We start from the raw sequence: 21837 nt of genomic DNA, 5'->3' as shown, positions 1-21837 counted from the left end.
TGTCGATCGATGTACCGATCCCCGCGGGAGCTGAAAAGATCGTACTGCTCACCGATGACTGCGGCGACCAGCAGAACGACTGGGCCGACTGGTGCTACCCGCGATTTGTGGGTAAGTGAGCAACTCTGTTCGGCCCGGCATGCTCGCGCGGGTTCTCGGCACCGGAAAGAGCCAGCCCTTTCCCGGTACGAAATACAGAACCGTCGATTTTACGTGAGAGGCAGGACTCAATAAAAAGCGCCCGGAACATTTCTCCCGCGCAGTCTCCCCCCCTTTATCTGTTCCTGTTCTTTGAGGCTTCCCGCTGGAATTTGGAAAGTTTGTTATTTAATCTTTGACACACTGAATGAAACTTAGATAAACTGATATTGATATTTAAGGTCTGATGTATCGGTCAGGAGCGTATGTCACCTTTGAATATCGTTGCGGCTTTCATCAAGTTGATAAAATTTGATTAATAAAGTTCTTTGTCTTTATCGAAAAATTCAAGGCACTTTCAAAATGAAATAGAGAGTTGCTCCCGTCATTCATTTCTCATCTTTTTCAAAGGAGCTCTGTCATGAACTGGAAGACTTCGAAACGAAGTGGCTTTACGCTGATCGAACTACTGGTCGTGATCGCCATCATTGCTATTTTGATCGCGTTATTGCTACCCGCAGTTCAACAGGCTCGCGAAGCAGCGCGGCGTGCCACTTGTAAAAACAAAATTAAACAGGTGGGCCTGGCGTTACATAACTATCACGATGCACACAAAGTCTTTCCGCCGGCAGGTATCACCTACGGCTGGTGTACCCTGGGAACCCCCGATCCCGGAAGAACGACACATAACAAAAATGGCCTGTCCCTGCTGTTGCCTTATGTGGATCAGGCGCCGCTTTATAATAACATCAATCAGGATACAGCCAACGGTGCCCAGAATACCGGTTACTGCTGCAGTTATGCCGGGGCGGGTGCACCCCTGGCAGGCAATCCGGCTGACAATGCCGCTGAGATGACGACCCTGCTTGATGTCTACCTCTGTCCTTCCGATTCGGGAACCACACACCTGGGAACTGGTGCACCGTATGGCACTTCTGTTGCACCGGGGCCGGCAAAAACAAATTATGAATTGAGTGCAGATCAGACAGTCAGCTGTAATTACTGGGCCAGCCAGGGAGTGACTGCCCGTAAAATGTTTGGAGAAAACAGCAAGTGCAAAATCAGTGATGTCAAAGACGGCACCTCCAATACGATCATGGTCTGTGAGACGACCCGGACAGTGGCCAACGGCGAACCTCCTGCCTGGGGGATGCGGGGCTGGGTGACAACCGGTGGTGACGTAGATCCAGGGATCAATGTCTGGGACATTCCGACAGGCTGGACTCGTGGTGATGTTGGCAATCTAAACAGCTGGGGACAGGTCGGAAGCCTGCACACGGGCGGTGCGCATTTCGGAATGGGTGATGGCGCTGTCAGATTCTTTTCAGAAAATACGGACCTCACATTATTGAGACGCTTGGGCACCATTTCTGATGGCTCTGTAGTGGAAGTTCCATAGTGGAGTGTCATTTTTAATTTTTGGGTTGATAGATATCACGAGAGTGCGACAACGGAGCACGTAAACAACACCCGCAACCCTCAATTTCCAGCTTGATAAAGCCTTAGTCTTCAGTTTTCTGTTACTTACTTTTGTAATTTTGCTTGAGGTTCTCCATGAGTGTTATCGAGTTCCGGCAGTCGATGATCGCGGTCGTCCTGCTGTTGTCTGGAGTTTGTGTTGGTTGTGGAACCAGTCAGGAAGGTCCTGAACTGGCTCCTGTTACCGGGGTGGTGATGCTGGATGATGAGCCGCTGGTGAATGCCGACGTCTACTTTCTGCCGATCAAAAATACTCCCGGTATCGGGGGACAGGGACGCACCCGCGAAGCAGGCAAGTTCGAAATTAATTATTACCGCGGAGGTCAGGGCTTGCCGGCAGGAGATTATCGAGTGGCTGTCAGCTATCGTCTGATGCCCGATGGCACCCCGGTTCCGGAAGGTGATACCACGCCTCCCATCGAATCGCCGGCCAGCGAATCACTGCCACCCAGGTACTCAAGCCAGGAACAGTCTGAATTGACAGCAACGGTGGCTGCGGGACAACCGATAGAATTAAAGCTGACCACGAAAAAATAGCGGAGCCGTTCTCCGGTAATCCAAAGATCTTTCACAGACAGGCACGCGATTCCGCTTCGCAAGCCTGTCTTTTTTTATACCGTTCCGAATGTCATGGACTCTATTTTCCAGGGACAGTCGCGTGATTAAAACGCGGCGGCCTCAATGGAACAAGTTCTGCCCTTCTTTTGAGTCTTTCATTATCCAGGAGAATTGTAGATGAATGGGCAAAAGGATGGTAATATTGAAAAATATTATTCCTTGAATCCGAAACAATTTACATATCTTAAGTCTTTGCAATTCACTAATCAAAAATGGATGGGTGAATGTGAACAATGTCTTTGTATCGTTATGTCGCAAAACAGTGATCTTATAGGTAGGGAATTGTATCTCGAATTTTACGGAGTCAAGAATTTAGTTTTTTCTCAACCCAGCCTTAGCTTGGTGTCTATCCCTTTTTTAGAAATCAGAAAACGTTCAGATGAATCTGTGTTTTCGGAACATTATCTGGTATTGGATCCAGAGCAGGAACGGGTGATCATATTCGAATGTAGAGATTTTATCGCAGCCTTGGATGACATGAAGGTAGCAGGAGAGTAAAAGGAGGCCGGTCTCAATGATAAGATTCCTTTCCCCTCTTTTTCCTTTCGAGACAAACACGATAGATTTGGAGGATTCTGATGAGAGTCGCAACGGTATTCTTTGTCGCTTTCTTAGCAATCGCATCAAGCAGGGGAGATGACTCGTCACCACCCAAGCTTCCGTCGGATGCTCGAGCATCGCTCGAAAAGAATGCGGCACTGTTTTCCAACGTCTTGATTACCGGTGAGATTCATCGTCGGCCTCTTGTTCCGGTTGAAACAGTCCTGAAAAAATTTGATACGTCAGAATCCGAGGCGGACTTCACAAAAACGCTGCATTTCGAGCTGCGGTTTCAAGGCCCGCTGTTTCGCGAGTCAACGAAACACCCTGCAGGAAAAAGTTACACACGCGATCTACTTCACGAAATCTCATTCGATGGCACCCAATACAGGATTGGATATAAAGAGCTCAAAGAGCCTGCCAGCAGCAGCATTTCCATTTACACACCAGGTATTGCGGCAGAATATGGTAAGCTGCACGACCGGGCGAACTCTTTAGCCAGGATGGAGTTCTGGTATCTTCGTGAGACCGGTTTCTCTGGTCCGAAAACATTAGACTCCTTAGGTCAAGCTGTTGTATCCACTGTTTTAAACGCCGCAGACCAGCAAAAGCTTGTTTCAGTCAGTGAGGTCGCTAGCGGAGGTGAAACATTTCTCGAGGTCATCATCGAACAACCGGAACCCTGGCAAAGCGCGGAAACGTTTGACATCGAGACGCATCAACCATTTGTGGAACTGCTAAATGGCACTGATATCCTGCAGATGCGGCTGGAAAGAGAACGCCGCCAGCTTGCGGGCAAGGACCGCGTAATCCGCTTCTGGCTGAACAGGGCGCACGGATACGCGGTGGAAGAGAAATGGGAGTCGAGAAAAGAAACCGGTGAAACGCTGTTTCATACGAAGAATTCGGATTTTGTCCAGGTGACTCCTGACGGCGTCTGGATGCCGAAGCGTTGTGTCGTTGAATCCCATGCCTACTACACGGCGCCATTGTTCATATCGCCCGATCCATTATATGAGACTGTGATTCAGATGGATCAATGTGTGCCGGGCAATTTTGAAGAGGACCAGTTTCGCATCTGGTATGACATTCCCGGCGTTGAGGTCGCAGACTGGACGAGCCCGAAAGCAACTCTTAAAAAAGCAGAGAGATATACAGTTCCTGCTTCAATTGATGATTTGGCAGGCAAATCATCAGGGCAGTGGCGTTGGCTTGTGATACTGAATATTCTCTTTATCGCAGGATGGTTAGGCTGGTGGTACTCACAATCGCGAAAACAACAGCCGGAAGCCTGACATGCCAGCCATCTCTCTGGTGGCCGCATTTTTTGAAGAAGCAACGGGAGCATGACTGGCGTGGTTCCCCAGGGAATCAAAATTTAGTGAACCAATAAATTCTGATACGACGTACCTGTTGAGATCATCTTATCTTCCCATTGACCACACAATATGTCATCCTGAATCAGCGGGAAAACAGACAGGTCTTCTGCCGGTTGGCAAATTTGATGATTTTAAGAAAGCCTGCTTGCTTTTCGTTTCCCGGGACAATTTGAAGCCTCCTTCCACGGAGTCAAGCCTCAACAACCACTTTAAGGAGTCACAAATGAAACGGTTATTTGCCTGCTGCTTAATGCTCACTGTCTCGATTGCCTATTCGCTGGCAGCCGAACCGAAAGCCGAACAAGAGACGCCGCGCCAGGTGTATAAAGTTCTGGCTCGTCTGGAAATCGATAAGCTGGGGCTTGATGGAAAATTACCCCCGAACAACTCTTACGAGCCCTCACTTGAGCGTGGCTTGAATATTCTTGCTGCCCGGGGCTGGGAGCTGGTGGCCGTGGAAGGAGGACGGATGCGAACATTCAACGGCGGCGGAGATGCCTCTCTCGACATTCATCCCACATATATCTTCCGCAAAATGACGAATGGTAAATAACCATATGCTGAAATGGATGAGTAAAGAGGATATAAAGACGTTCAGGGTTCGATAAAAAGAGTTCCAACCTTTTTATTCTGCCAATTAAAGACCGCCATCATGCCTGTATTACGAGAAGTATTCTCAGCTACCTTCTTCTGTTCGATTTAACAGGTTGCGGTCAATTCAAAAACAACTTAAGCATGGGATACCCTTTTGCGAAGATACCATACACCAATTAACAGCAAGCACAACAGGTTGACTAATATCAGGATTGTCTTTGTTGTTGAGTAGTTGCTGCTGAGGGGACGCTCAGTCTGTCGCTTATTTGCAGGAAGGGGCTTGATCCAGACCGTCTCTCCCGATGAAGTGTCTTGTATGGCGATGTTGTCAGGGACATCGAAGTCGGCATAGGTAAACACGTCATCGGCAATGGGCTCATTAACAGACTTCCATTCAAGATCAACAGTGAAGACTTCGTCCGTACCTGAATAGGGGCCCATGAAAAGTTTCCGCTCCACATGGACGGGAACCCACACCTCTGACACTTCCTTCCAGGTTGTGGTATTTTCCCACTCAGGAATCCAACTGGAATCATCCTTCACATTCTGTAGCCTGGTTGATTCGCAAAGAAACTTCGTGGGACTGAAATCTTGTTGAACATCAACCGTTAGAATACATCGCGTGGCTTCGTCGTGTTCCAGATCCGTGTAGGTCCAGATTAAATTCCAGATCGTCTCTGATTCTTTTTCCACTGAAACCACTGACAGTGCATTATCGGGGTCAAGCTTATCCAGCATTTGATCCAGAGAGTACCCCCGGTTCACTGAAAAGATATCAAATAACGTGGGGCATCTGTAGTCGATATATTCCGTCACGCGGCGGTCTGGAAAGCTGCTCGCTTTTGCAATTGCGATCAACGGCTGGAAGGACTGCCAAATGGCGATTTTTGATCCATCGTTACTGAACATCTTGGTAAGAGTTCCCTGATTCATCTTTGCCGTCGCGTTCCTCACTGTCTTGTCGTCCGAGGGGTGCTCGATACTGTCTGAGTCGACAGTCCAGCCAGGACGAGTCACATCAAATCGTACTTTTGATCCATCGAAGGCGAGTGTTCCGGAGACGGGGCCGGAGAGGTTTTTTTCAGGCTGCGCCCTGATCTCCACGTCAAGAGAACCCTGGTAAGTCGCCAACCCCGATTTCAACCTTTGACTATGCTCTCGAATTCCACTCAAACAAAATTTTACCCTGGCTGCTGCAACTTCATCCTGTTCCGGCGAAACGTTTTGGGCGAACGAAGTTGGCACGTCAGAAAACAATACGATCATGAGCAGGTTCATCAGAACATATCGCATGGTTAGTTGCCTTTTTCAAAAAGAGAATAAAAGAGGCTGACCCAATATGAAAGGGGGACAATAAAGTATCCGGGATACTAACCCGAGCCATTCAAGGCGCGTTCGGCGTTGTTGTAGAAGATGTCCTGCAGGGCTGCTTTGTCTTTGACCATTCGCAGCAGAAACTGCTGCAGGCGTGTGCTGTAACAGACACCGTTAAAGTTGCCGCCGCGACCGTCGGAACAGGGGCAGTCGCTGCCGAACAGTAACTGCTGCGGGTGTCGTTCGAGGAAGCCTGCGGTAAAATCTTCATCGCGGGAGAGCGCAGTGAATCCGCTGCCGGCGGACATGTCCGCGTACAGATTGGGGTAGTTGCTCAACAGATGATCCAGCAGTCCGCCCGGCTTGACGGGGCCGCGGGGATAAAGCGTTTTGTCAGGTGGTGGTACGTCGGCACTGATGTGAGACCAGAAAGACTGCGCGTGGCCGATGATCCGCACCCGCTGATATTTTTTCAGATAGGTTTCCAGATGCGTTTCGATGCCCTGGTTGAATCCGTTTTTATCGTCCTGGAAGTGAATGGTGATCGGCCAGTTCAATTCGTCGCACTCTGCAATCACCGCTTCCACGCGACGATCGTTTAAAGGCAGATGCTCTTTCTGCTCACCGATCCCCCGACAGCCCAGCAGATGGTAAGCACGAATCCGTTCTATCACGTCTGGCTGGCGGATGTCCGTCTGACAAAAGGGAATCAGGCGATCCGGATATTTGTGGAAGGCATGCAGGACCGTTTCCGTACGCAGCAGCACGCCCCCTTCGCCCGTCTCCAGAGGCAGAATGAATGCCCTGGCTGTACCGGTTGCGTCCATGTGTCTGATCGTATCTTCCAGCGATCTGTTTTTGTGATTGATGTGCAGATGGCAGTCCAGCTTTTTATAGTTACTGGCGTCTTGCTCGTTTTCTGCTGCTAAACTGGACTTGAATGCGGCACTGCAGCAGACTGCTCCTGTCGTGAGCAGAAACCCACGCCTTGACAATTCCTGATTTGACATGGCTGGCCCTTTTCATCCTGGATATCGCTGCGCTCGGCCCGAAAAATAGATTTGGACCAGCTCATTATTATTGGTCTGTGGCTGGTTAACTGCACACTGTTGGCGAGCTAACAGTTGCACCCAATTCTCTGCTGAACAGTTCGGACTTCAAAGTGTAAGAGCCCGGTGAATTGTATTGTATGGAGAAATTATAATCGCTGTCTGCTGCCAGGTCCAGAAGTTTGATCCGGATGTGGTGCGGGAGCTTCACCTCGCCTGGTTTGCGGGAGAATGTTCTGACAGTTTCCTGTTGTTTGCGACAACTCCGGATTGCATCCCGGGCCAGTTGGTTTTGCTGGTAGGGGCTGGTTAACTGAGTACCGTCGGGCAAGACGACGGTGGCACGCGCTCGTCTGAGCTGATAGGGGACAGTGCAATTGATATCGAGGTATCGGGGTGCCATGGCCGGCTTGTCCGGCCGTGTCGAATGGATGTGGAAAGCCTGGTTCCAGAATGGATGCGGGAGCTGTGACCTCCTGCTCGCTGCGCTCGGCCCGAATTGCATTCGGGCTTACCCATTTTGCTTTTGGCTGGTTTTGGGGTTTTCGTGGTCGAAAAATGTGATGGGGATGTTTCATTCTGTAGCCATCATGTGCGATGCCGTGTCGAACCTCGCCAGGCGGGCTGAGACCTTTTTAATCTGATGAATATCGATCACCCTAATTTAATCATTCAGTGGTTCGGGATTTTCATCTGCGGGGGTTGGGAGCCGATCCTTATAATTCGTTGTGAACCGGGTAAGGGAGCCGTGATCACTTTCACCGTTGGGCAAGCCAACGGTGCCACACGCTGAATTTGTGTGGGGAGCCTGATTCCGAAATTTACGTGGCATCTGTGAGCTCCTGCTCGCTCTGCTCGGCCTGAATGGTATTTGGGCTCTCCCTGTTTTTTCAGTTGGGATGGTTACTCAAAACACTGTCGGGCAAGCCGACAGATGGCACCCGCCCGGGGGAGAGGACATTGAATATATGTTATTGTTGTTGGATTCATTCTGGTGTTCGATCTATGAACCTGGAGTCCGTTGGCTGGGGGTTTGTGGTTTCGTTGCAGGTTGGTTTTTGCATGTTGGATTATGCATGGTGGATTATTTTCGGGAAGGGCGTGGATGTGTCAAGGGGGATGAAAAAGATGATGTGGCGATACGGGTTGACAGAGGACCGATGCTGGACGATACAGTGGCGGTGCCGGGGCGAAGGGTTGCGATGTGCGGCGACCCGCAGGGGTACAGTACGAACGGGTGCGGTTTCGAGCAGTGCAAATCGGGAAAAAACAGGCTGTTTTGTAGTGAAGATCAGGAACAGGTGGCTGGTGTTTCAGTGCACTGTAAACTGGTCACGCGCGCGACTCAGTTAGGTGCTTATTCTGGTTGGGGGCAGGGGCAAGTCAAGTCGAATATTTTCAGTCGTAGAAATCAATCACGGTTAAATTTCAGAAGGAACTACTTCCTGTGCAGAATTATCGAAACGATTTGATCCTTTACAAGCCGGGGTTCACCTGCATACATTAAACGCGCATCGCCATGGCAGTGGATCTCTTCGGCCAGACGCTGGTTGTAAACCCTGACATCGTCGATGCAAACTGCATCAGATCATAGAGGATCAAAACATGCTGAATATATTCGAATCAGTCACCCGACGCCTGGTGGAGGTCTGGAAGTCTGATGAACTGTCCGGGTCGAGAAGTGCATCGAGTTGTCGTTGCGGGCGTCCGATCTATTTTCAAAACAGTGTCTGCCTGGGATGTCAGACGCCACTGGGGTACGCACCAGCATTGCAGCAACTCCGGGCACTGGCTGAGGGACCCACCGCCGGGACCTGGATCATTGACGGAGAATCCGATCAGAAGATTGTCTGGAAACGCTGTAAAAACTTTGACTCTCCGGCCGGGTGCAACTGGCTGGTACAGGCCGAGGAAAAGCAGACGCTCTGCCGATCCTGTCGGCTGGACCACACGATACCCAATCTGGATGACCCCGAGAATCGACTGTGGTGGCGTAAAATTGAAAATGCGAAACGTCGCCTGATCGCACAATTATTGAATCTCGGTTTACCTGTGGAATCGAAAGTGAGTGAGGATCCCGAACACGGGGTCATGTTTGATTTTCTACGAGCCACGGGGCAGAAGCCGCGGGTTCTCACAGGGCATGCCAATGGTTTGATTACTCTGAATATCGAGGAAGCAGACGATTCGATTCGTGAAAAAGCCCGTAAAGAAATGCATGAGCCTTATCGCACACTTCTGGGACATTTGCGTCACGAAATCGGTCACTATTACTGGGACCGCCTTGTTTCAGATACACCGTGGCTGGAAAAATACCGAGAACTGTTTGGAGATGAGCGAGAAGATTATTCTGCGGCTCTCAAGCGTAATTATGAACAGGGGCCGCCTGCCAACTGGGCCCAAAATCATATCAGTTCTTACGCTTCGATTCATCCGTGGGAAGATTGGGCCGAGTGCTGGGCTCACTATCTGCATGTGGTCGACAGCCTGGATACTGCCCTCCGTTTCGGGTTGCGCGGTGAAGACGTCGAGCAGGCAGTGGAACCTTTTACTGTGAACGATCTCTACGATCCGAAAGCCCCTGATGCCGAACACGTCATCCTGCTGATAAATTCATGGGTGCAACTCACCACGGTACTCAACGAACTCGCGCGCAGCATGGGGCATCAGGATTTCTATCCGTTTGTCATGTCCCGCACGGTGCTTCGCAAACTGCACTTCATTCAGATGATCGTGAAAGAGGCCCGCGGGGGAACACGACTGCTGTGAAACGGACGGTCAATCTGGTATCGCGAATTGAAAGGAGGCTGTTGCAGACTATTTCCACTGTACTGGGATAATGAATTTCTGCTGATTCAGGAGAGCGACTGTTGCGCCTGTTCCTGGATGTCGATGCCGACGAGCTGGCTCCAGGCGCTGAGCAGTTTTCTGGTGATCGGTCCCACTTCGCCGGTTCCGACAGTGATGCCATTAAATTTTGTAGCGGGCATGATGCAGTAAGGAGTGCTGGTGAAAAATGCTTCGTCGGCGGTGGTGACATCGTAGGGGAGCAGCTGGCATTCCTGGATAGGGATTTCCAGTTGACTGGCCAGTTGGAAGATGGTCTGGCGGCTGATGCCATTCAGGCAGTTGATGGTACTGGGAGTTTTAATGCAGCCCTGCGTGACCAGGAAAAAGTTGCCGCCTTTGTTCTCGGAGAGAAAACCATCGGTATCCAGGATCAGACTTTGGGCCATGGGGTCGACCAGTTTGACTTCCGATTCGGCCATGGAGTAGATGAAGCGGCTGCGGTTTTTGATGCGTGCATCGAGTGATTGCGCCGGTTGCACGCGAGTGAAAGGAGTGACGGCATGGCAGCCGGTGCGATAGAATTCGGCCCAGTAGGAGAGGTCAAGAGGCAGGGTAACGATCATCACCGTGGGTTTGGATTCCGGCGGTTTCTGTCCGCTGGAGGGGACCCATTGACCGGGAGTGATGTTGTGAATGATCCAGGCATCGGTTTCTGCAGGATAGTGGGGCCGGTTTTTCTCCCAGACTTCGAGAGTGAGCTGTTCCATTTGATCCAGCGTCATGCCGGCATCGAAGCGGGCTGCTTTCAGGCTGAGGTAGAGACGTTCGAGATGATCTCGCAGGCGAAATGGCTGATGGGCGAAGGTTCGCGTCGACTCGGTGATGGTCATGCCGAGGCTGATCGCTCCGTCAAAGATCGAGATTTTTGCTTCAGCAGCGGGGACGTATTCGCCATTGAGGTATACCAGATTCTGCGTCATGTCGGCTCCAGTTCATTGTTGATTCTGATCCACTTCATAGCGGGAGAAGCAGGGAGATTCGTATGACTTTATCTTACCGTTTTCATGGAGTAATATCAGGCAGGCGGTACCTGGTTTCTTTGTTAAAAGTTTGATTCCATCCACGGGACCGAGGACGCTGATGGCGGAAGCGAGACTGTCTGCAGAAGTGCCATCCGGTGCGATGACGGTAACCCGACTCTGGTCAGTCAGGCCCAGTCCGGTGTGAGGATTAACAATATGGGAGTAACGTTTACCATCGATGACCACATGCTGCAGCGCATCACCCGAGGTCGCGACGGCTATGTTGTGCAGATAGAGGAAGCGGTCGATTTCAGCCTGGAGGGCATCAGAGGAGGAGATGCCGATTTTCCAGCCACAGCTGTCCGGCGGTGGATCGCCGAGTACGAGGTCACCGCTGGCATCGATCATGGCTCGATTGACGCCGTGTTCTTTCAAAACCTTTAAAGCGACATCGGCGGCATACCCTTTGGCGATGCCTCCCAGGTCGAGGCGCATGTCGTCTTTCAGTAGTTCGACCGTTTGATTCTGTTCAGAGATTTTCAGTAATTCGAAACCGACTTTGGCGCGAGCGTCTGCCAGACGGGTAGGGTCCGGCAGCTTGTTCTGTCGGCGGGCGCGACGCCAGAGCCGGACCACGGGGCTGATGGTAACGTCAAATGCACCTTCTGTTTCCCGTGAGAGTGCTTGACTTTTTTTCAGTACTTCCAGCAGGGGATCGCTGACCGTGATCGGCTTTCCAGGCCCGGATAACCGACATAACTTATTTAACTCGCTTTCGGGATCATAATCGCTGAGGAGTTTGTTAAGTTCCTTTACACGTAGGAAGGCATTTTGTGCAGCTTTATTTGCGATTGGTTTGTCGGTAGCATATAATACGATTCTCCACTGCACCCCCATATGCACTTCCTGAAATTCATACCGATTCAGAATTTCGCTATCCGTGCAGAGTTGATTGCCTGACATTGTGGAGAGCAGCAGGCATGTCTGAAAAAAGTATGACATCATCCATCCCGATTTAAAGTTCGATTGCAGCTTACCGTTACGGAGTAAACCAATATGCTTAGCGTATGTCGTCACAGTCTCTTAATGCAAGGCAAATTTACTTTCTTTGCCGCTGTCCTGTTTTCTGTATCAATGGCCTCCGCACAGGAAGCAAAAACAGAAAAAGAGATGAAGCCTTATACCGAAAAAATTGAAAATACCGATGTTACATTTGACATGGTACCTATCCCCGGCGGTGAGTTCACGCTGGGGAGTCCAGACGGCGAAGCCAACCGGGAAAAAGACGAAGGTCCCCAGGTCAAAGTTAAAATTGAACCGTTCTGGATGGGCAAGCATGAAGTCACCTGGAATGAATACGATGTCTGGAGCTTCAACCTGGATATCCAGCGTCGCAAACTGTTGCGTGGCAAGTTTGACGAAAAAGAAAAAGCAGCCGACGCAGTGACTCGTCCTACGAAGCCTTACACAGACATGACATTCGACATGGGACATGATGGGTATCCCGCGATCTGCATGACACAGCTGGCAGCGAAAACCTATTGCAAATGGTTGAGTGAGAAGACCGGTCATTACTATCGTCTTCCCACCGAAGCGGAATGGGAATATGCCTGCCGCGCCGGTACCAAGACTGCGTACTCCTTTGGTGATAACGCTGCTAATCTGGATGACTATGCCTGGCATTATGCCAACTGCAATGACACCTACCAGAAGGTCGGGCAGAAAAAACCGAATCCCTGGGGACTGTATGACATCCACGGAAATGTTTCCGAGTGGGTTCTCGATCAATACATTCCTGACGCTTATAAAAAATGGGGCGATAAAGGAACGCTGAATTTTCCGGTTAATGTTCCTACGACGCTTTATCCTCGGGTCGCCCGCGGTGGATCATGGGATGATGAACCCGAGGCGCTTCGCAGTGCCAACCGGATCGCTTCCAGTGCTGACTGGAAAATTCAGGACCCGCAGATCCCGCAGAGTATCTGGTATCATACCGATGCCATTATGGTTGGTTTCCGGGTGGTTCGTCCTTTAAATGTGCCTACCGCTGAAGAACGGAAAAAATACGGCCTCGATCCTGCGATCCCGGCTGATGAAGGACGCTGAGCGGCTGATTTTATTCCAGAGATTATTGTGAAACAGTTGCATTTGCCGGATTTCCATCAACGGTTGATCCGGCAAATGCATATGTGTATTAGAAATATTTCTATCTTACCAAATCGTCCTGCAGATTAGGGAAAGGCCTCTGATGACTCAATCTAACAATCAATCTACTTCCAGACGCGACTTCTTGAAAGTAACTACCGCCACTGCGGTGGGTACAGGGATCCTTTCCACACTGGGGTCATCCGCTCATGTTCACGCCAGTGGTGATGATACAATTAAAGTTGGCCTGGTTGGCTGTGGTGGTCGTGGTACCGGGGCTGCTTCCCAGGCGTTGTCGACAAAAGGGAATGTCAAGCTGGAAGCGATGGCAGATGCTTTCAAAGACCGTATGGACAGCAGCTTGACAAACCTGCAGAAACAGTTTTCGGGTCGCCCGGAACGTGTTGATGTTGCTGAAGATAAAATGTTTGTCGGCTTCGATGCCTATCAGAAGCTTCTGGATAGCGGCGTGGATGTCGTCATCCTGGCGACTCCTCCCGGGTTCCGTCCAATTCATTTTGAAGCAGCCGTCAATAAAGGCGTGCATATCTTCATGGAAAAACCGGTGGCGACTGATGTCACCGGTGTGAAGAAAGTTCTGGAAGCCGCCAAGAAAGCCAAGGAGAAAAACCTGGCAGTCGGCGTGGGGCTGCAGCGTCATCACCAGGCGCCCTACATCGAAACCATTCAGCGACTGAAAGATGGAGCGATTGGTGACATCACATCCATGCGCTGCTACTGGAACAGTGGTGGAGTCTGGGAACCCCGACTGGCCCGGGAAGATGCGAAATCAGAAATGGAATACCAGATGCGAAACTGGTACTACTATAACTGGCTCTGCGGGGATCACATCAACGAGCAGCACATTCATAACATCGATGTCTGTAACTGGTTGAAAGATGATTTCCCCGTGAAAGCTTATGGGATGGGCGGACGCCAGGTTCGAACCGACAAAAAATACGGTGAGATCTACGATCACTTCGCCGTTGAGTTTGTCTATGCCGACGACACCCGGATGTACAGCCAGTGCCGACATATTCGTAACTGCTGGAACAGTGTGACCGAGCATGCTCAGGGTAGCAAAGGTTCCTGCGATATCAGTGGTGCCAAGTATGAAACGACTGGTGGCTATAAATGGAAATATCGTGGCAAGAAAACCAATCCCTACCAGGTGGAACACGATGATCTGTTCGCAGCCATCTACAATGGAACGCCTTACAATGAAGCCGAATATGGTGCGAAATCCACGATGACTTCGATTCTGGGTCGCCTGGCAACTTACAGTGGTAAGCCAATCACCTGGGATGAAGCGATGGCTTCTGAAGTCAGTCTGATGCCGAAAGAGTTCTCCTGGGAAGCCACTCCTGTGACGGTTCCTGATGAAAATGGTTTCTATCCGATTCCGACTCCCGGCGTTACAAATGTTCTGTAAAAAAACTGGTTGAATTATTTCTCAGCCGTCCTGTTTCTTTGAAGCGGGGCGGCTTTTTTTATTGATTAAATCAGGGTATTCTGGTTTCTCGATTTCGTTCCGTCAGCGCTGCTTAATCCATCGATTGATCACTTTCTTTATTTGTTATGACTCCTTCATTTCAGATTTCGAATCTCAAACCAGCAGATCACCCGCGGGCACTGGATGTCTGGGAAGCATCGGTGCGTGCGACGCATGATTTTCTGGATGAAGATACCATTCAATCACTCAAACCGCTGGTGCAGGAAGCCTGTCTGGAGTGCCTGCCTGTATATTGTGTTCGTGACGAATCTCAAGCCGTGATTGGCTTTGTCGGGGTCGAGTCTCCGAAGATCGAAGCTCTGTTTATTGATCCAGCCTGGCGCGGAAATGGGATCGGGCGGCAACTGGTAAGTTATGCGGTCAATGAACTGGGCGCTGAGCTTGTTGATGTGAATGAGCAGAACGAACAGGCTTTAGGCTTTTATCAACATCTGGGGTTTGAAGTGGCACATCGATCTGATGTGGATGGCTTCGGCAAACCGTTCCCCTTATTGCATCTGAAGCTCGCGGAATAAAAGATGCATTTCTGGTATTTAAAGCTGATATTCTGCTGGTGATCTGGTATCGTAAAATGGAACCATTTACCCACCAGGAGTATCCACCATGCCTGTGACTGCCTTCCATTTTCAGTTTGTGCTCTGTCTCACAATTCTTCTGAGTTCTCTGCAATCCGTTTCGGCAGAGTCGCCTGTGAAAATCGGTAATCGGCGAGAAATGTTCATCGAAAAGACGCTGATCGATCAAATCACGGGAGACGCAGAACTTCGTCTGCAGAAGCCGGTTCCCCGCGAAGTGGTCATCCAGTTCGATCAACCCTGGGAAGGCAGCAGTTCGGGCTATCATACGATCATCCAGGAAGGCGATCTCTATCGGCTGTATTATCGTGGTTCACATATCATCGTTTCAGAAGGAAAACTGAATACCGGCAGCCATAAGCCATACTATTGTTATGCCGAGAGCAAAGACGGCATTCACTGGACTCGACCGGAACTGGGGATTGTTGAATTCAAGGGATCGAAAAAGAATAACATCATCCTTGAGGGGAAGGGGTGTCATAACTTTGCGCCCTTTCTGGATAAAAACCCCGACTGCAAACCGGAAGCGAAATTTAAGGCGCTGGGAGGCTTGCAGGGAGAAGGGGGGCTGTATGCCTTTCAGTCAGCGGATGGAATTCACTGGAACCTGATGCAGGAAGCACCAGTCATCACGAAGGGGGCCTTCGATTCACAGAATCTGGCATTCTGGGATTCGGTCCAAAAACAGTATCGAACTTATTACCGGGTATTCACTGGGGGGATCACTGATGCGAAAACCTGGAAACCTGAGGGGGATCGTGCGATTCAGACGGCGACTTCACCGGATTTTATCCAGTGGGAAAATGTGGCAGATCTGGTCTACGAAGATTCGCCCAGCGAAGAACTGTATACGAATCAGGTGGCGCCTTACTTTCGCGCACCGCATATCCGGATCGGTTTTCCCGCTCGCTATATTGAACGGGGCTGGTCGGAATCCATGCGGGCGCTACCCGAGTATGAACGGCGAAAGTTACGGGCTTCCTCAGTTGAACGGTATGGTACGGCTGTCAGTGAAGGACTGTTAATGGCCAGCAGGGATGGAGTGCATTTCAAACGCTGGAATGAAGCCTTCTTGAGGCCGGGCATCGAGCGTCCGGGGACATGGCAGTACGGGCATCAGTTTATCGCCGAAAATGTGGTTCAGACAAAGTCATCATTCGCAGGGGCACCGGATGAACTTTCCATCTATGCTGCGGAAGACTACTGGCATGGAAAGGGGAACTCCCTCAGACGCTATTCGCTGCGACTTGATGGTTTTGTGTCGCTGCATGCCTCGATGAAGGGGGGAGAGTTATTGACCGTTCCGATCACTTTTACGGGAAATCAGCTGTCTCTTAATTTTTCCACTTCTGCAGCCGGCAGTCTCTATGTGGAAATTCAGAATGCGGCTGGCGAACCGATACCGGGCTTTACTTTCCAGGACTGTGATGAGTTATTCGGTGACACCGTCGACCGTACGGTCACCTGGAATAAAAAACCGGATGTCAGCAGCCTGGCCGGTAAACCAGTTCGACTGCGCTTTCGCTTGAAAGATGCGGACCTGTTTTCCTATCAGTTTCAGGACTGATCCATTTCGAGATTGATTCAGGAAAGCCCTTTTAATTCACCCGTGCTGTCGCCAAATCGCTCGGTCTGAATTCCCATTCGCTGCAGCATGGAGACATACAGATTACAGAGTGGAGTGTCTTTCGGAGCCGTCAATCGACGTCCGGGGCGAATCGTGCCTCCCCCTCGGCCGGCGAGAATCACGGGCAGGTTGTGTTCATCGTGGCGGTTTCCATCTTTGATCGTGGAACCGAATAACAGCATGGAATTATCCAGCAGCGTGGATTCTCCTTCACTCAGGGAACGCATTTTATCGATCACATAAGCCAGCTGTGTGATATGCCAGGTCCCGATGGCTTCGTACATGTCGCGTTCCTTCTCCTGTTCCCGATGGTGTGACAGCTGATGGAAACTGCCTTTGACACCATCCAGGAAGGAGAAGTTTCGACCGGTCTGAGCATTGCCAAACATGAAAGTGGAAATACGGGTCGAATCAGTCCAGAACGCGAGTACCATGATATCGAGCATCATACGCACGTGTTCCTGATGATCTTTGGGAATACCGGGGCCCGGTCGGGGTACATCGAAACGGCCTTCATTGATCCAGCGCTTTTGCGGTTTTAATGCAGATTCAATGCGGCGTTCGACAGAGCGGACGGAGTCCAGGTATTCGTCGATTTTGGCACGGTCCTGTATGCCGACTTTACGTTGGAGTGACTTTGCATCGTCACGGACGAGATCGAGTACGCTGGTGTCATCTCGCTGAAGCGATTTGACGACCTGGGGTTGGTTCGGATTGAAGCCGGACACGACAGGTCCTGCAGAACTCGTGCGAAACAATCGATCGAAGGCCAACTGCGGAATGATTTCCTTGGGAACCGGTGTATGAGGATCGCGCCAGGCGATATGCGAGCCGTAAATGCGAGTGAATCCTCCGCCAATATTATCAATTCCATTGCGGGCGGGATCGACACCCAGTTCGAAGGTAGGCAGGGGAGTCCGGTTGCCAATCTTGCGTGCCATCATCTGATCGAGGGACGTTCCGCCGGTATCCATATCCCGGCCTGAAGTCCTGACAACAAAACCTCCCGAAAGAAAGGCGGGGACTTTGGGCCAATGACCGTTACGACCGACGGTCTGTTCATTCCAGAGATTTTCCAGCAACAGGAATTCTTCTTTGACTCCGGCAAGCGGCTTGAGCATGGGAGTCAGATCAAACTGATCATTGTCTTTCTGTGGTGGATCCCAATGTTTGGGGACCACCCCATTGGGCATAAACAGAAAAGCGGTACGTACGGGAGGTTTGTCGAGTGATTCCGCAGCACGACTGCGTGATGTCATCGCGTCCAGCCAGGGTAATGCCAGGCTGGCACCCAGGCCTCGGAGTACGGTTCGTCTTGAGATTGGTTGAGCCATCTCACTTCCTTCCTGTCTAAAGTTGACAGTTTAAAATTAAAACTATTCCGCTCTCTCTGATTTTACCTCAGAGTGAGTACTGTCGCGATAGAGAAACGGTTTGCTGAATACGATTTCACGAATCAGTGTCTGCGACCGATAGTCGTTCTGCTCCAGTTGTTTCACAATCTTTTCAATCGTACAGTCGTCCGCATCTTCCAGGCTGCGCCCCAGTGCATAGCCGAGCATTTTGCCCGTGAAGTGCCGAGCCAGTTCGTCTTTCCGTTTGAGCAATACTTTTTTCAATTCACCCGGTCCAGCGAAGGTTTCCCCGGAAGGAAATTCGCCAGTGGCATCAACGGGCTGACCTCGCTCCTTTTCTCTCCATCGACCAAACAGGTCATAGTTTTCCAGTCCAAAACCGATGGGATCGATAATATCATGGCAGGCAGCACAGGTGGCGTGTTCACGATGAGCCTCAAGGATCTGGCGAATGGATCGTTTTTTATTATCTCCGCTCTTCTCCTTGAGAGGGGGCACACCCGGTGGTGGCGAAGGGACTGGTGTTCCCAGCAAGGTTTCGAGTACCCAGGCACCGCGTAGAACCGGACTGGTCCGCTTGGGGTAGGATGTCAGCATGTGAACTCCACCGAGGCCCAGTACGCCTCCACGCCTGCCGTCCTTGACGGTCACTTTACGAAACTCACGGCCTTTAACGCCGTCGACATCGTAATGTTTTGCGAGCCTCTGATTCAGGAAGGCATAGTCAGCGTCAATGATTTCCAGCAGACTGCGATTTTCCTGGAAAAGATAATTCATCATCTGGACTGCTTCTTCACGGAAGTCGAGTGCCAGTTCGGTAGAATACACATCGCGGAACTGTCCACTGACAGGGGCGATACGGCCGCCGACATCTTTAGTTCCCAGCCACTGCTCTGTAAACAGTTCGGATAAAGCCCGCGCTTTCGGATCGGCCAGCATACGCTTGATCTGCTGTTCGAGGATCGAATTCTGATGGAGTTTTCCTTCATCCGCCAGTTGCATCAGTTCTGCGTCTGGCATGCTGGCCCAGAAGAAATAAGAGAGCCTGGTTGCCAGTTCGTAATCCGAGATGCGCTGAATGCCCGGTTGCTCAGGAGCAGCGTCGGTACGAAACAGGAAGTGAGGTGATACCAGGGCTGCTTTCAACGCCAGTTTGATTCTTTCTTCATACGGATCGTTTCGTTCGGCGGCGCGATCATACAGCTGCAGCAGTTGAGTCAGTTCATGATCGGTCAGCGGCCGTCGATATGCTTTCTTTGTCAGGGCGCGAATGATCTTCTGCGCAGATTCACGATTTGGCGGAAGATCTTTGCCGGCGACTTCGAAGATACGTTGATGCAGATGTTTTTTTTCTTTTGATACGGGTTCTCGTCGTTCTTCCAGATTCAGTGAGCGGACTTTGACAGCGGCCTCACCCTCGGGAACCGCGAGTGTCATCGAATGCAAGCCACGCATCAGTCGCACATCAGTGGCAACGGTCTGGCTTTCCAGGGGCTTTAACTGAAATCGATGCGCTTTGATACCGTCGATCTTCAGGATGACCTGCGTGTTCTTTTTTTCTGGTGAGAGCAGTTCAATTTTAACGCTGTAATCACTGGTAAGATAGATGCCTTCAATCACGGAAATCTCATCGCCCGGCTTGATCTCTCGTGAATCAGTATTGTCTGCTGAGAGGGGAGGCAGGAAATCAGAGACCTTGTATGTTTTTTTTAAGGGGGGAGTGATGATGGCAGCATCGAGAATTTCCTGCGCTGCTTCCAGGTAACGTTCCATTAAAATGGGAGGCAGAAACAGGGTTTCACCGTTATTGTCGAATCCTTCTCCCCCCGCTCCATCATTGGGGAATTTTTCCGAGAACTTCAACTCCAGGCCGAACAGATCGCGGATCGTATTATCGTACTCGGTTCGGTTCAGACGTCTTGGTAAAACCCGACCGGCGTGTTCGCCCCGGTCACAGGCGGTCTCACGGAGAAAAGTTTCAATCCAGTTCGCGATCCGCAAGCGTTCTGCTTCTGTGGGTTGATCTTCATCAGCAGGAGGCATCGTCCTGTTTCTGAGCTGGTGTGACGCACTCAGCCAGATTTTACTGAATTGAGAAATTTCCTCCGCTGTCCTGGCCTGGAGTAAGCGGACGTCATTTTTTGAATCGTCTGGATCGTGGCAGTCCGCGCAATATTTCATCAGTATCGGGCGGACTGACTTTTCAAAGTAATCAGCTGGTTCCGGAGTCACGGCAGTGGCAGAGCCACTGATCAGAAACAGCATCAGAAAGCAGATAGCAAGTCGCATAGACAATCCTGATCAAGGTGGTGTGGCAGGCAAATTCAGAGGAAGGTTAAATCTGAGGAAAACTCAGCTCTCATTATATACGGAGCAGGAAGCGAGGGAAAGGATTGATCCGTTTGGGATCAGATTACGTTTCTCCTGTTTAAGCAGGAAAGCGCGCTGAAAGCAGTTCTTTCGAATCAGGTTGACCTCGAAAGTGGATTTCGTACATAATCTGGGACTGCAGTCGTATGTTTCGTACATCTCCCGGAAATGGCATCGCGAAATTATTAATGATCGAAAGTATCTGAATGTCTGAGTCGAAAAAGACGCCGGAAATAAAATCGCGTGACTGGCGGGATCGCTGGTACGAAATTATCTTCGAGGCGGATACACGGGCGGGGAAAGCATTTGATGTCATTTTGCTGATTGCTATTTTACTGAGTGTGCTGGTGATCATGCTGGAAAGCGTGAATTCACTGGACAAGGACTATGATGTCCCGTTTCATTATGCGGAATGGTTTTTCACAATTCTCTTCACCATTGAGTATGTTGCGCGCATCATCTGTGCCCGTCATCCTCTGCGCTATATCTTCAGTTTTTATGGCGTTGTCGATCTGCTTTCGATTCTGCCGACCTACATTATGAATATTGCGCCGGGGGAAACACAACGACTGGGAGTGATTCGCGCGCTGCGACTGCTGCGTGCCTTCCGAATCTTTAAACTGGCACATATGCTTTCGGAAGCTTCGGAATTGCGGCGTGCCATCTGGGCCAGTCGCTCCAAGGTCGCGGTTTTTCTGGCGACTGTACTCATCGCGGTTGTCATCGAAGGGGCGGCATTACATCTGATTGAAGATGATAAAGGAAGTGGCTTTGATTCGATTCCCGAGAGTATGTACTGGGCGATTGTCACAATGACGACCGTCGGCTATGGTGATAGTGCGCCGGTCACCCCTCTGGGAAAATTCCTGGCCTCCCTCATTATGATTCTGGGTTACAGCCTGATTATCGTGCCCACGGGAATCGTCTCTGCTGAATTGGCGCATGGAGCGAGAGCATCAGATCGAAGCAGGATTACGACGCAGGTCTGCCCTGAATGTATGCGGGAAGGCCATGATTCCAACGCCACGTTCTGTAAATTCTGTGGTGCCCGGCTCTGACGGGATCAGCCTGTGGAGACAGTACCTGCGTCGGATTCTTCCTGTTGTTTAAACAGCTTGGGAGGATGAGCGGACCAGACCGCGGCTGCTGAGATTAAGGGGAGAGTGGCAAACAGGTAGAGAGCCGGATTGTAAGAATCGAAGTAGTCAATCGACATGGCGACCGGGAGCGGTCCTAAAGCAGAGGCCAGAATCATCATCGACCAGGCTACGCCTCGGACGGCACCCTGGTTCATGCGGCCGTAATAGTTAATCCAGACAACGGTTGCCG

19 protein-coding genes are annotated in these 21837 nt (G+C 50.7%); 12 read left to right on the top strand and 7 right to left on the bottom strand.

Annotation, left to right across the window (positions count from 1 at the left end; translation table 11 throughout):
• Window positions 1-559: 559 nt before the first annotated feature.
• The 5 genes from AACZ40_RS18605 to AACZ40_RS18585 all read left to right on the top strand — a co-directional run bounded on the left by AACZ40_RS18605 (window position 560) and on the right by AACZ40_RS18585 (window position 4707).
• Window positions 560-1537: a DUF1559 domain-containing protein gene (locus tag AACZ40_RS18605; RefSeq protein WP_291167161.1), complete on the top strand. Its 978-nt coding sequence runs from the start codon at window positions 560-562 to the stop codon at window positions 1535-1537.
• 155 nt (window positions 1538-1692) lie between these two features.
• A complete protein-coding gene (locus AACZ40_RS18600; protein WP_291167163.1) occupies window positions 1693-2154 on the top strand; it encodes a carboxypeptidase regulatory-like domain-containing protein in 462 nt (153 codons plus the stop codon).
• 198 nt (window positions 2155-2352) lie between these two features.
• Entirely contained in the window at window positions 2353-2733 is a 381-nt protein-coding gene (locus AACZ40_RS18595; protein ID WP_291167165.1) for a hypothetical protein, read from the top strand.
• Between the two features lie 80 nt (window positions 2734-2813).
• Window positions 2814-4070 (top strand): hypothetical protein, encoded by a 1257-nt coding sequence (locus tag AACZ40_RS18590; protein WP_291167167.1) that lies wholly within the window; start codon window positions 2814-2816, stop codon window positions 4068-4070.
• 307 nt (window positions 4071-4377) lie between these two features.
• Window positions 4378-4707 carry a hypothetical protein gene (locus AACZ40_RS18585; RefSeq protein WP_291167169.1) on the top strand — a complete coding sequence of 110 codons (330 nt, stop codon included), beginning with the start codon at window positions 4378-4380 and terminating at the stop codon, window positions 4705-4707.
• 176 nt (window positions 4708-4883) lie between these two features.
• On the opposite strand, the gene AACZ40_RS18580 is transcribed toward AACZ40_RS18585, so the two are convergent.
• Together AACZ40_RS18580 and AACZ40_RS18575 are read right to left on the bottom strand one after the other, a co-directional pair.
• A complete protein-coding gene (locus AACZ40_RS18580) occupies window positions 4884-5681 on the bottom strand; it encodes a hypothetical protein (RefSeq protein ID WP_339675384.1) in 798 nt (265 codons plus the stop codon).
• Between the two features lie 437 nt (window positions 5682-6118).
• Window positions 6119-7072: an amidohydrolase family protein gene (locus AACZ40_RS18575; RefSeq protein ID WP_291167174.1), complete on the bottom strand. Its 954-nt coding sequence runs from the start codon at window positions 7070-7072 to the stop codon at window positions 6119-6121.
• A gap of 1007 nt (window positions 7073-8079) precedes the next feature.
• Here AACZ40_RS18575 and AACZ40_RS18570 point away from each other — a divergent pair.
• Together AACZ40_RS18570 and AACZ40_RS18565 are read left to right on the top strand one after the other, a co-directional pair.
• Window positions 8080-8583: a hypothetical protein gene (locus tag AACZ40_RS18570; RefSeq protein WP_291167176.1), complete on the top strand. Its 504-nt coding sequence runs from the start codon at window positions 8080-8082 to the stop codon at window positions 8581-8583.
• 133 nt (window positions 8584-8716) lie between these two features.
• Entirely contained in the window at window positions 8717-9880 is a 1164-nt protein-coding gene (locus AACZ40_RS18565; RefSeq protein ID WP_291167178.1) for a putative zinc-binding metallopeptidase, read from the top strand.
• Between the two features lie 86 nt (window positions 9881-9966).
• On the opposite strand, the gene AACZ40_RS18560 is transcribed toward AACZ40_RS18565, so the two are convergent.
• Complete coding sequence (locus tag AACZ40_RS18560) at window positions 9967-10881, bottom strand: aminotransferase class IV (protein ID WP_291167180.1); 915 nt, start codon at window positions 10879-10881, stop codon at window positions 9967-9969.
• A gap of 12 nt (window positions 10882-10893) precedes the next feature.
• Window positions 10894-11925 (bottom strand): FAD:protein FMN transferase, encoded by a 1032-nt coding sequence (locus AACZ40_RS18555; protein WP_291167182.1) that lies wholly within the window; start codon window positions 11923-11925, stop codon window positions 10894-10896.
• A 168-nt stretch (window positions 11926-12093) separates the two neighbouring features.
• On the opposite strand from AACZ40_RS18555, the gene AACZ40_RS18550 reads away from it, so the two are divergent.
• The 4 genes from AACZ40_RS18550 to AACZ40_RS18535 all read left to right on the top strand — a co-directional run bounded on the left by AACZ40_RS18550 (window position 12094) and on the right by AACZ40_RS18535 (window position 16723).
• Window positions 12094-13029 (top strand): formylglycine-generating enzyme family protein, encoded by a 936-nt coding sequence (locus tag AACZ40_RS18550; RefSeq protein ID WP_339675377.1) that lies wholly within the window; start codon window positions 12094-12096, stop codon window positions 13027-13029.
• 142 nt (window positions 13030-13171) lie between these two features.
• Complete coding sequence (locus AACZ40_RS18545; protein WP_291167186.1) at window positions 13172-14500, top strand: Gfo/Idh/MocA family oxidoreductase; 1329 nt, start codon at window positions 13172-13174, stop codon at window positions 14498-14500.
• 146 nt (window positions 14501-14646) lie between these two features.
• The gene (locus tag AACZ40_RS18540; protein WP_291167187.1) at window positions 14647-15096 is read left to right on the top strand and encodes an acetyltransferase; all 450 of its coding nucleotides are present in this window, start codon (window positions 14647-14649) and stop codon (window positions 15094-15096) included.
• Window positions 15097-15184: 88 nt separating this feature from the next.
• Window positions 15185-16723 (top strand): hypothetical protein, encoded by a 1539-nt coding sequence (locus AACZ40_RS18535; protein WP_291167189.1) that lies wholly within the window; start codon window positions 15185-15187, stop codon window positions 16721-16723.
• Between the two features lie 17 nt (window positions 16724-16740).
• On the opposite strand, the gene AACZ40_RS18530 is transcribed toward AACZ40_RS18535, so the two are convergent.
• Both AACZ40_RS18530 and AACZ40_RS18525 read right to left on the bottom strand, forming a co-directional pair.
• Window positions 16741-18117 (bottom strand): DUF1552 domain-containing protein, encoded by a 1377-nt coding sequence (locus tag AACZ40_RS18530; protein ID WP_291167191.1) that lies wholly within the window; start codon window positions 18115-18117, stop codon window positions 16741-16743.
• A gap of 42 nt (window positions 18118-18159) precedes the next feature.
• The gene (locus AACZ40_RS18525; protein WP_291167192.1) at window positions 18160-20427 is read right to left on the bottom strand and encodes a DUF1592 domain-containing protein; all 2268 of its coding nucleotides are present in this window, start codon (window positions 20425-20427) and stop codon (window positions 18160-18162) included.
• A gap of 287 nt (window positions 20428-20714) precedes the next feature.
• Between AACZ40_RS18525 and AACZ40_RS18520 the strand changes: the two genes are divergently transcribed.
• Window positions 20715-21566, top strand: a complete 852-nt coding sequence (locus tag AACZ40_RS18520; protein ID WP_291167194.1) for an ion transporter — start codon at window positions 20715-20717, stop codon at window positions 21564-21566.
• Between the two features lie 5 nt (window positions 21567-21571).
• Here the strand turns inward: AACZ40_RS18520 and AACZ40_RS18515 are convergent.
• On the bottom strand, window positions 21572-21837 hold a 266-nt coding region (locus AACZ40_RS18515), incomplete at its 5' end, for a hypothetical protein (RefSeq protein ID WP_339675370.1).

Source organism: uncultured Gimesia sp., assembly GCF_963972345.1.
Taxonomy (GTDB): Bacteria; Planctomycetota; Planctomycetia; order Planctomycetales; family Planctomycetaceae; genus Gimesia.
The sequence above is the reverse complement of the archived record's forward strand: the minus strand, read 5'-3'. Positions and strand labels throughout refer to the sequence as shown.

Excerpts from the sequence above, each read along its gene's own strand:
- AACZ40_RS18525 (WP_291167192.1), bottom strand. The coding sequence starts at position 20,427 with ATGCGACTTGCTATCTGCTTTCTGATGCTGTTTCTGATCAGTGGCTCT.
- AACZ40_RS18595 (WP_291167165.1), top strand. The coding sequence starts at position 2,353 with ATGAATGGGCAAAAGGATGGTAATATTGAAAAATATTATTCCTTGAAT.
- AACZ40_RS18600 (WP_291167163.1), top strand. The coding sequence starts at position 1,693 with ATGAGTGTTATCGAGTTCCGGCAGTCGATGATCGCGGTCGTCCTGCTG.
- AACZ40_RS18535 (WP_291167189.1), top strand. The coding sequence starts at position 15,185 with ATGCCTGTGACTGCCTTCCATTTTCAGTTTGTGCTCTGTCTCACAATT.
- AACZ40_RS18560 (WP_291167180.1), bottom strand. The coding sequence starts at position 10,881 with ATGACGCAGAATCTGGTATACCTCAATGGCGAATACGTCCCCGCTGCT.
- AACZ40_RS18605 (WP_291167161.1), top strand. The coding sequence starts at position 560 with ATGAACTGGAAGACTTCGAAACGAAGTGGCTTTACGCTGATCGAACTA.
- AACZ40_RS18565 (WP_291167178.1), top strand. The coding sequence starts at position 8,717 with ATGCTGAATATATTCGAATCAGTCACCCGACGCCTGGTGGAGGTCTGG.
- AACZ40_RS18550 (WP_339675377.1), top strand. The coding sequence starts at position 12,094 with ATGAAGCCTTATACCGAAAAAATTGAAAATACCGATGTTACATTTGAC.
- AACZ40_RS18585 (WP_291167169.1), top strand. The coding sequence starts at position 4,378 with ATGAAACGGTTATTTGCCTGCTGCTTAATGCTCACTGTCTCGATTGCC.
- AACZ40_RS18570 (WP_291167176.1), top strand. The coding sequence starts at position 8,080 with ATGTTATTGTTGTTGGATTCATTCTGGTGTTCGATCTATGAACCTGGA.
- AACZ40_RS18530 (WP_291167191.1), bottom strand. The coding sequence starts at position 18,117 with ATGGCTCAACCAATCTCAAGACGAACCGTACTCCGAGGCCTGGGTGCC.
- AACZ40_RS18590 (WP_291167167.1), top strand. The coding sequence starts at position 2,814 with ATGAGAGTCGCAACGGTATTCTTTGTCGCTTTCTTAGCAATCGCATCA.
- AACZ40_RS18540 (WP_291167187.1), top strand. The coding sequence starts at position 14,647 with ATGACTCCTTCATTTCAGATTTCGAATCTCAAACCAGCAGATCACCCG.
- AACZ40_RS18555 (WP_291167182.1), bottom strand. The coding sequence starts at position 11,925 with ATGTCATACTTTTTTCAGACATGCCTGCTGCTCTCCACAATGTCAGGC.
- AACZ40_RS18520 (WP_291167194.1), top strand. The coding sequence starts at position 20,715 with ATGTCTGAGTCGAAAAAGACGCCGGAAATAAAATCGCGTGACTGGCGG.
- AACZ40_RS18575 (WP_291167174.1), bottom strand. The coding sequence starts at position 7,072 with ATGTCAAATCAGGAATTGTCAAGGCGTGGGTTTCTGCTCACGACAGGA.
- AACZ40_RS18545 (WP_291167186.1), top strand. The coding sequence starts at position 13,172 with ATGACTCAATCTAACAATCAATCTACTTCCAGACGCGACTTCTTGAAA.
- AACZ40_RS18580 (WP_339675384.1), bottom strand. The coding sequence starts at position 5,681 with ATGAATCAGGGAACTCTTACCAAGATGTTCAGTAACGATGGATCAAAA.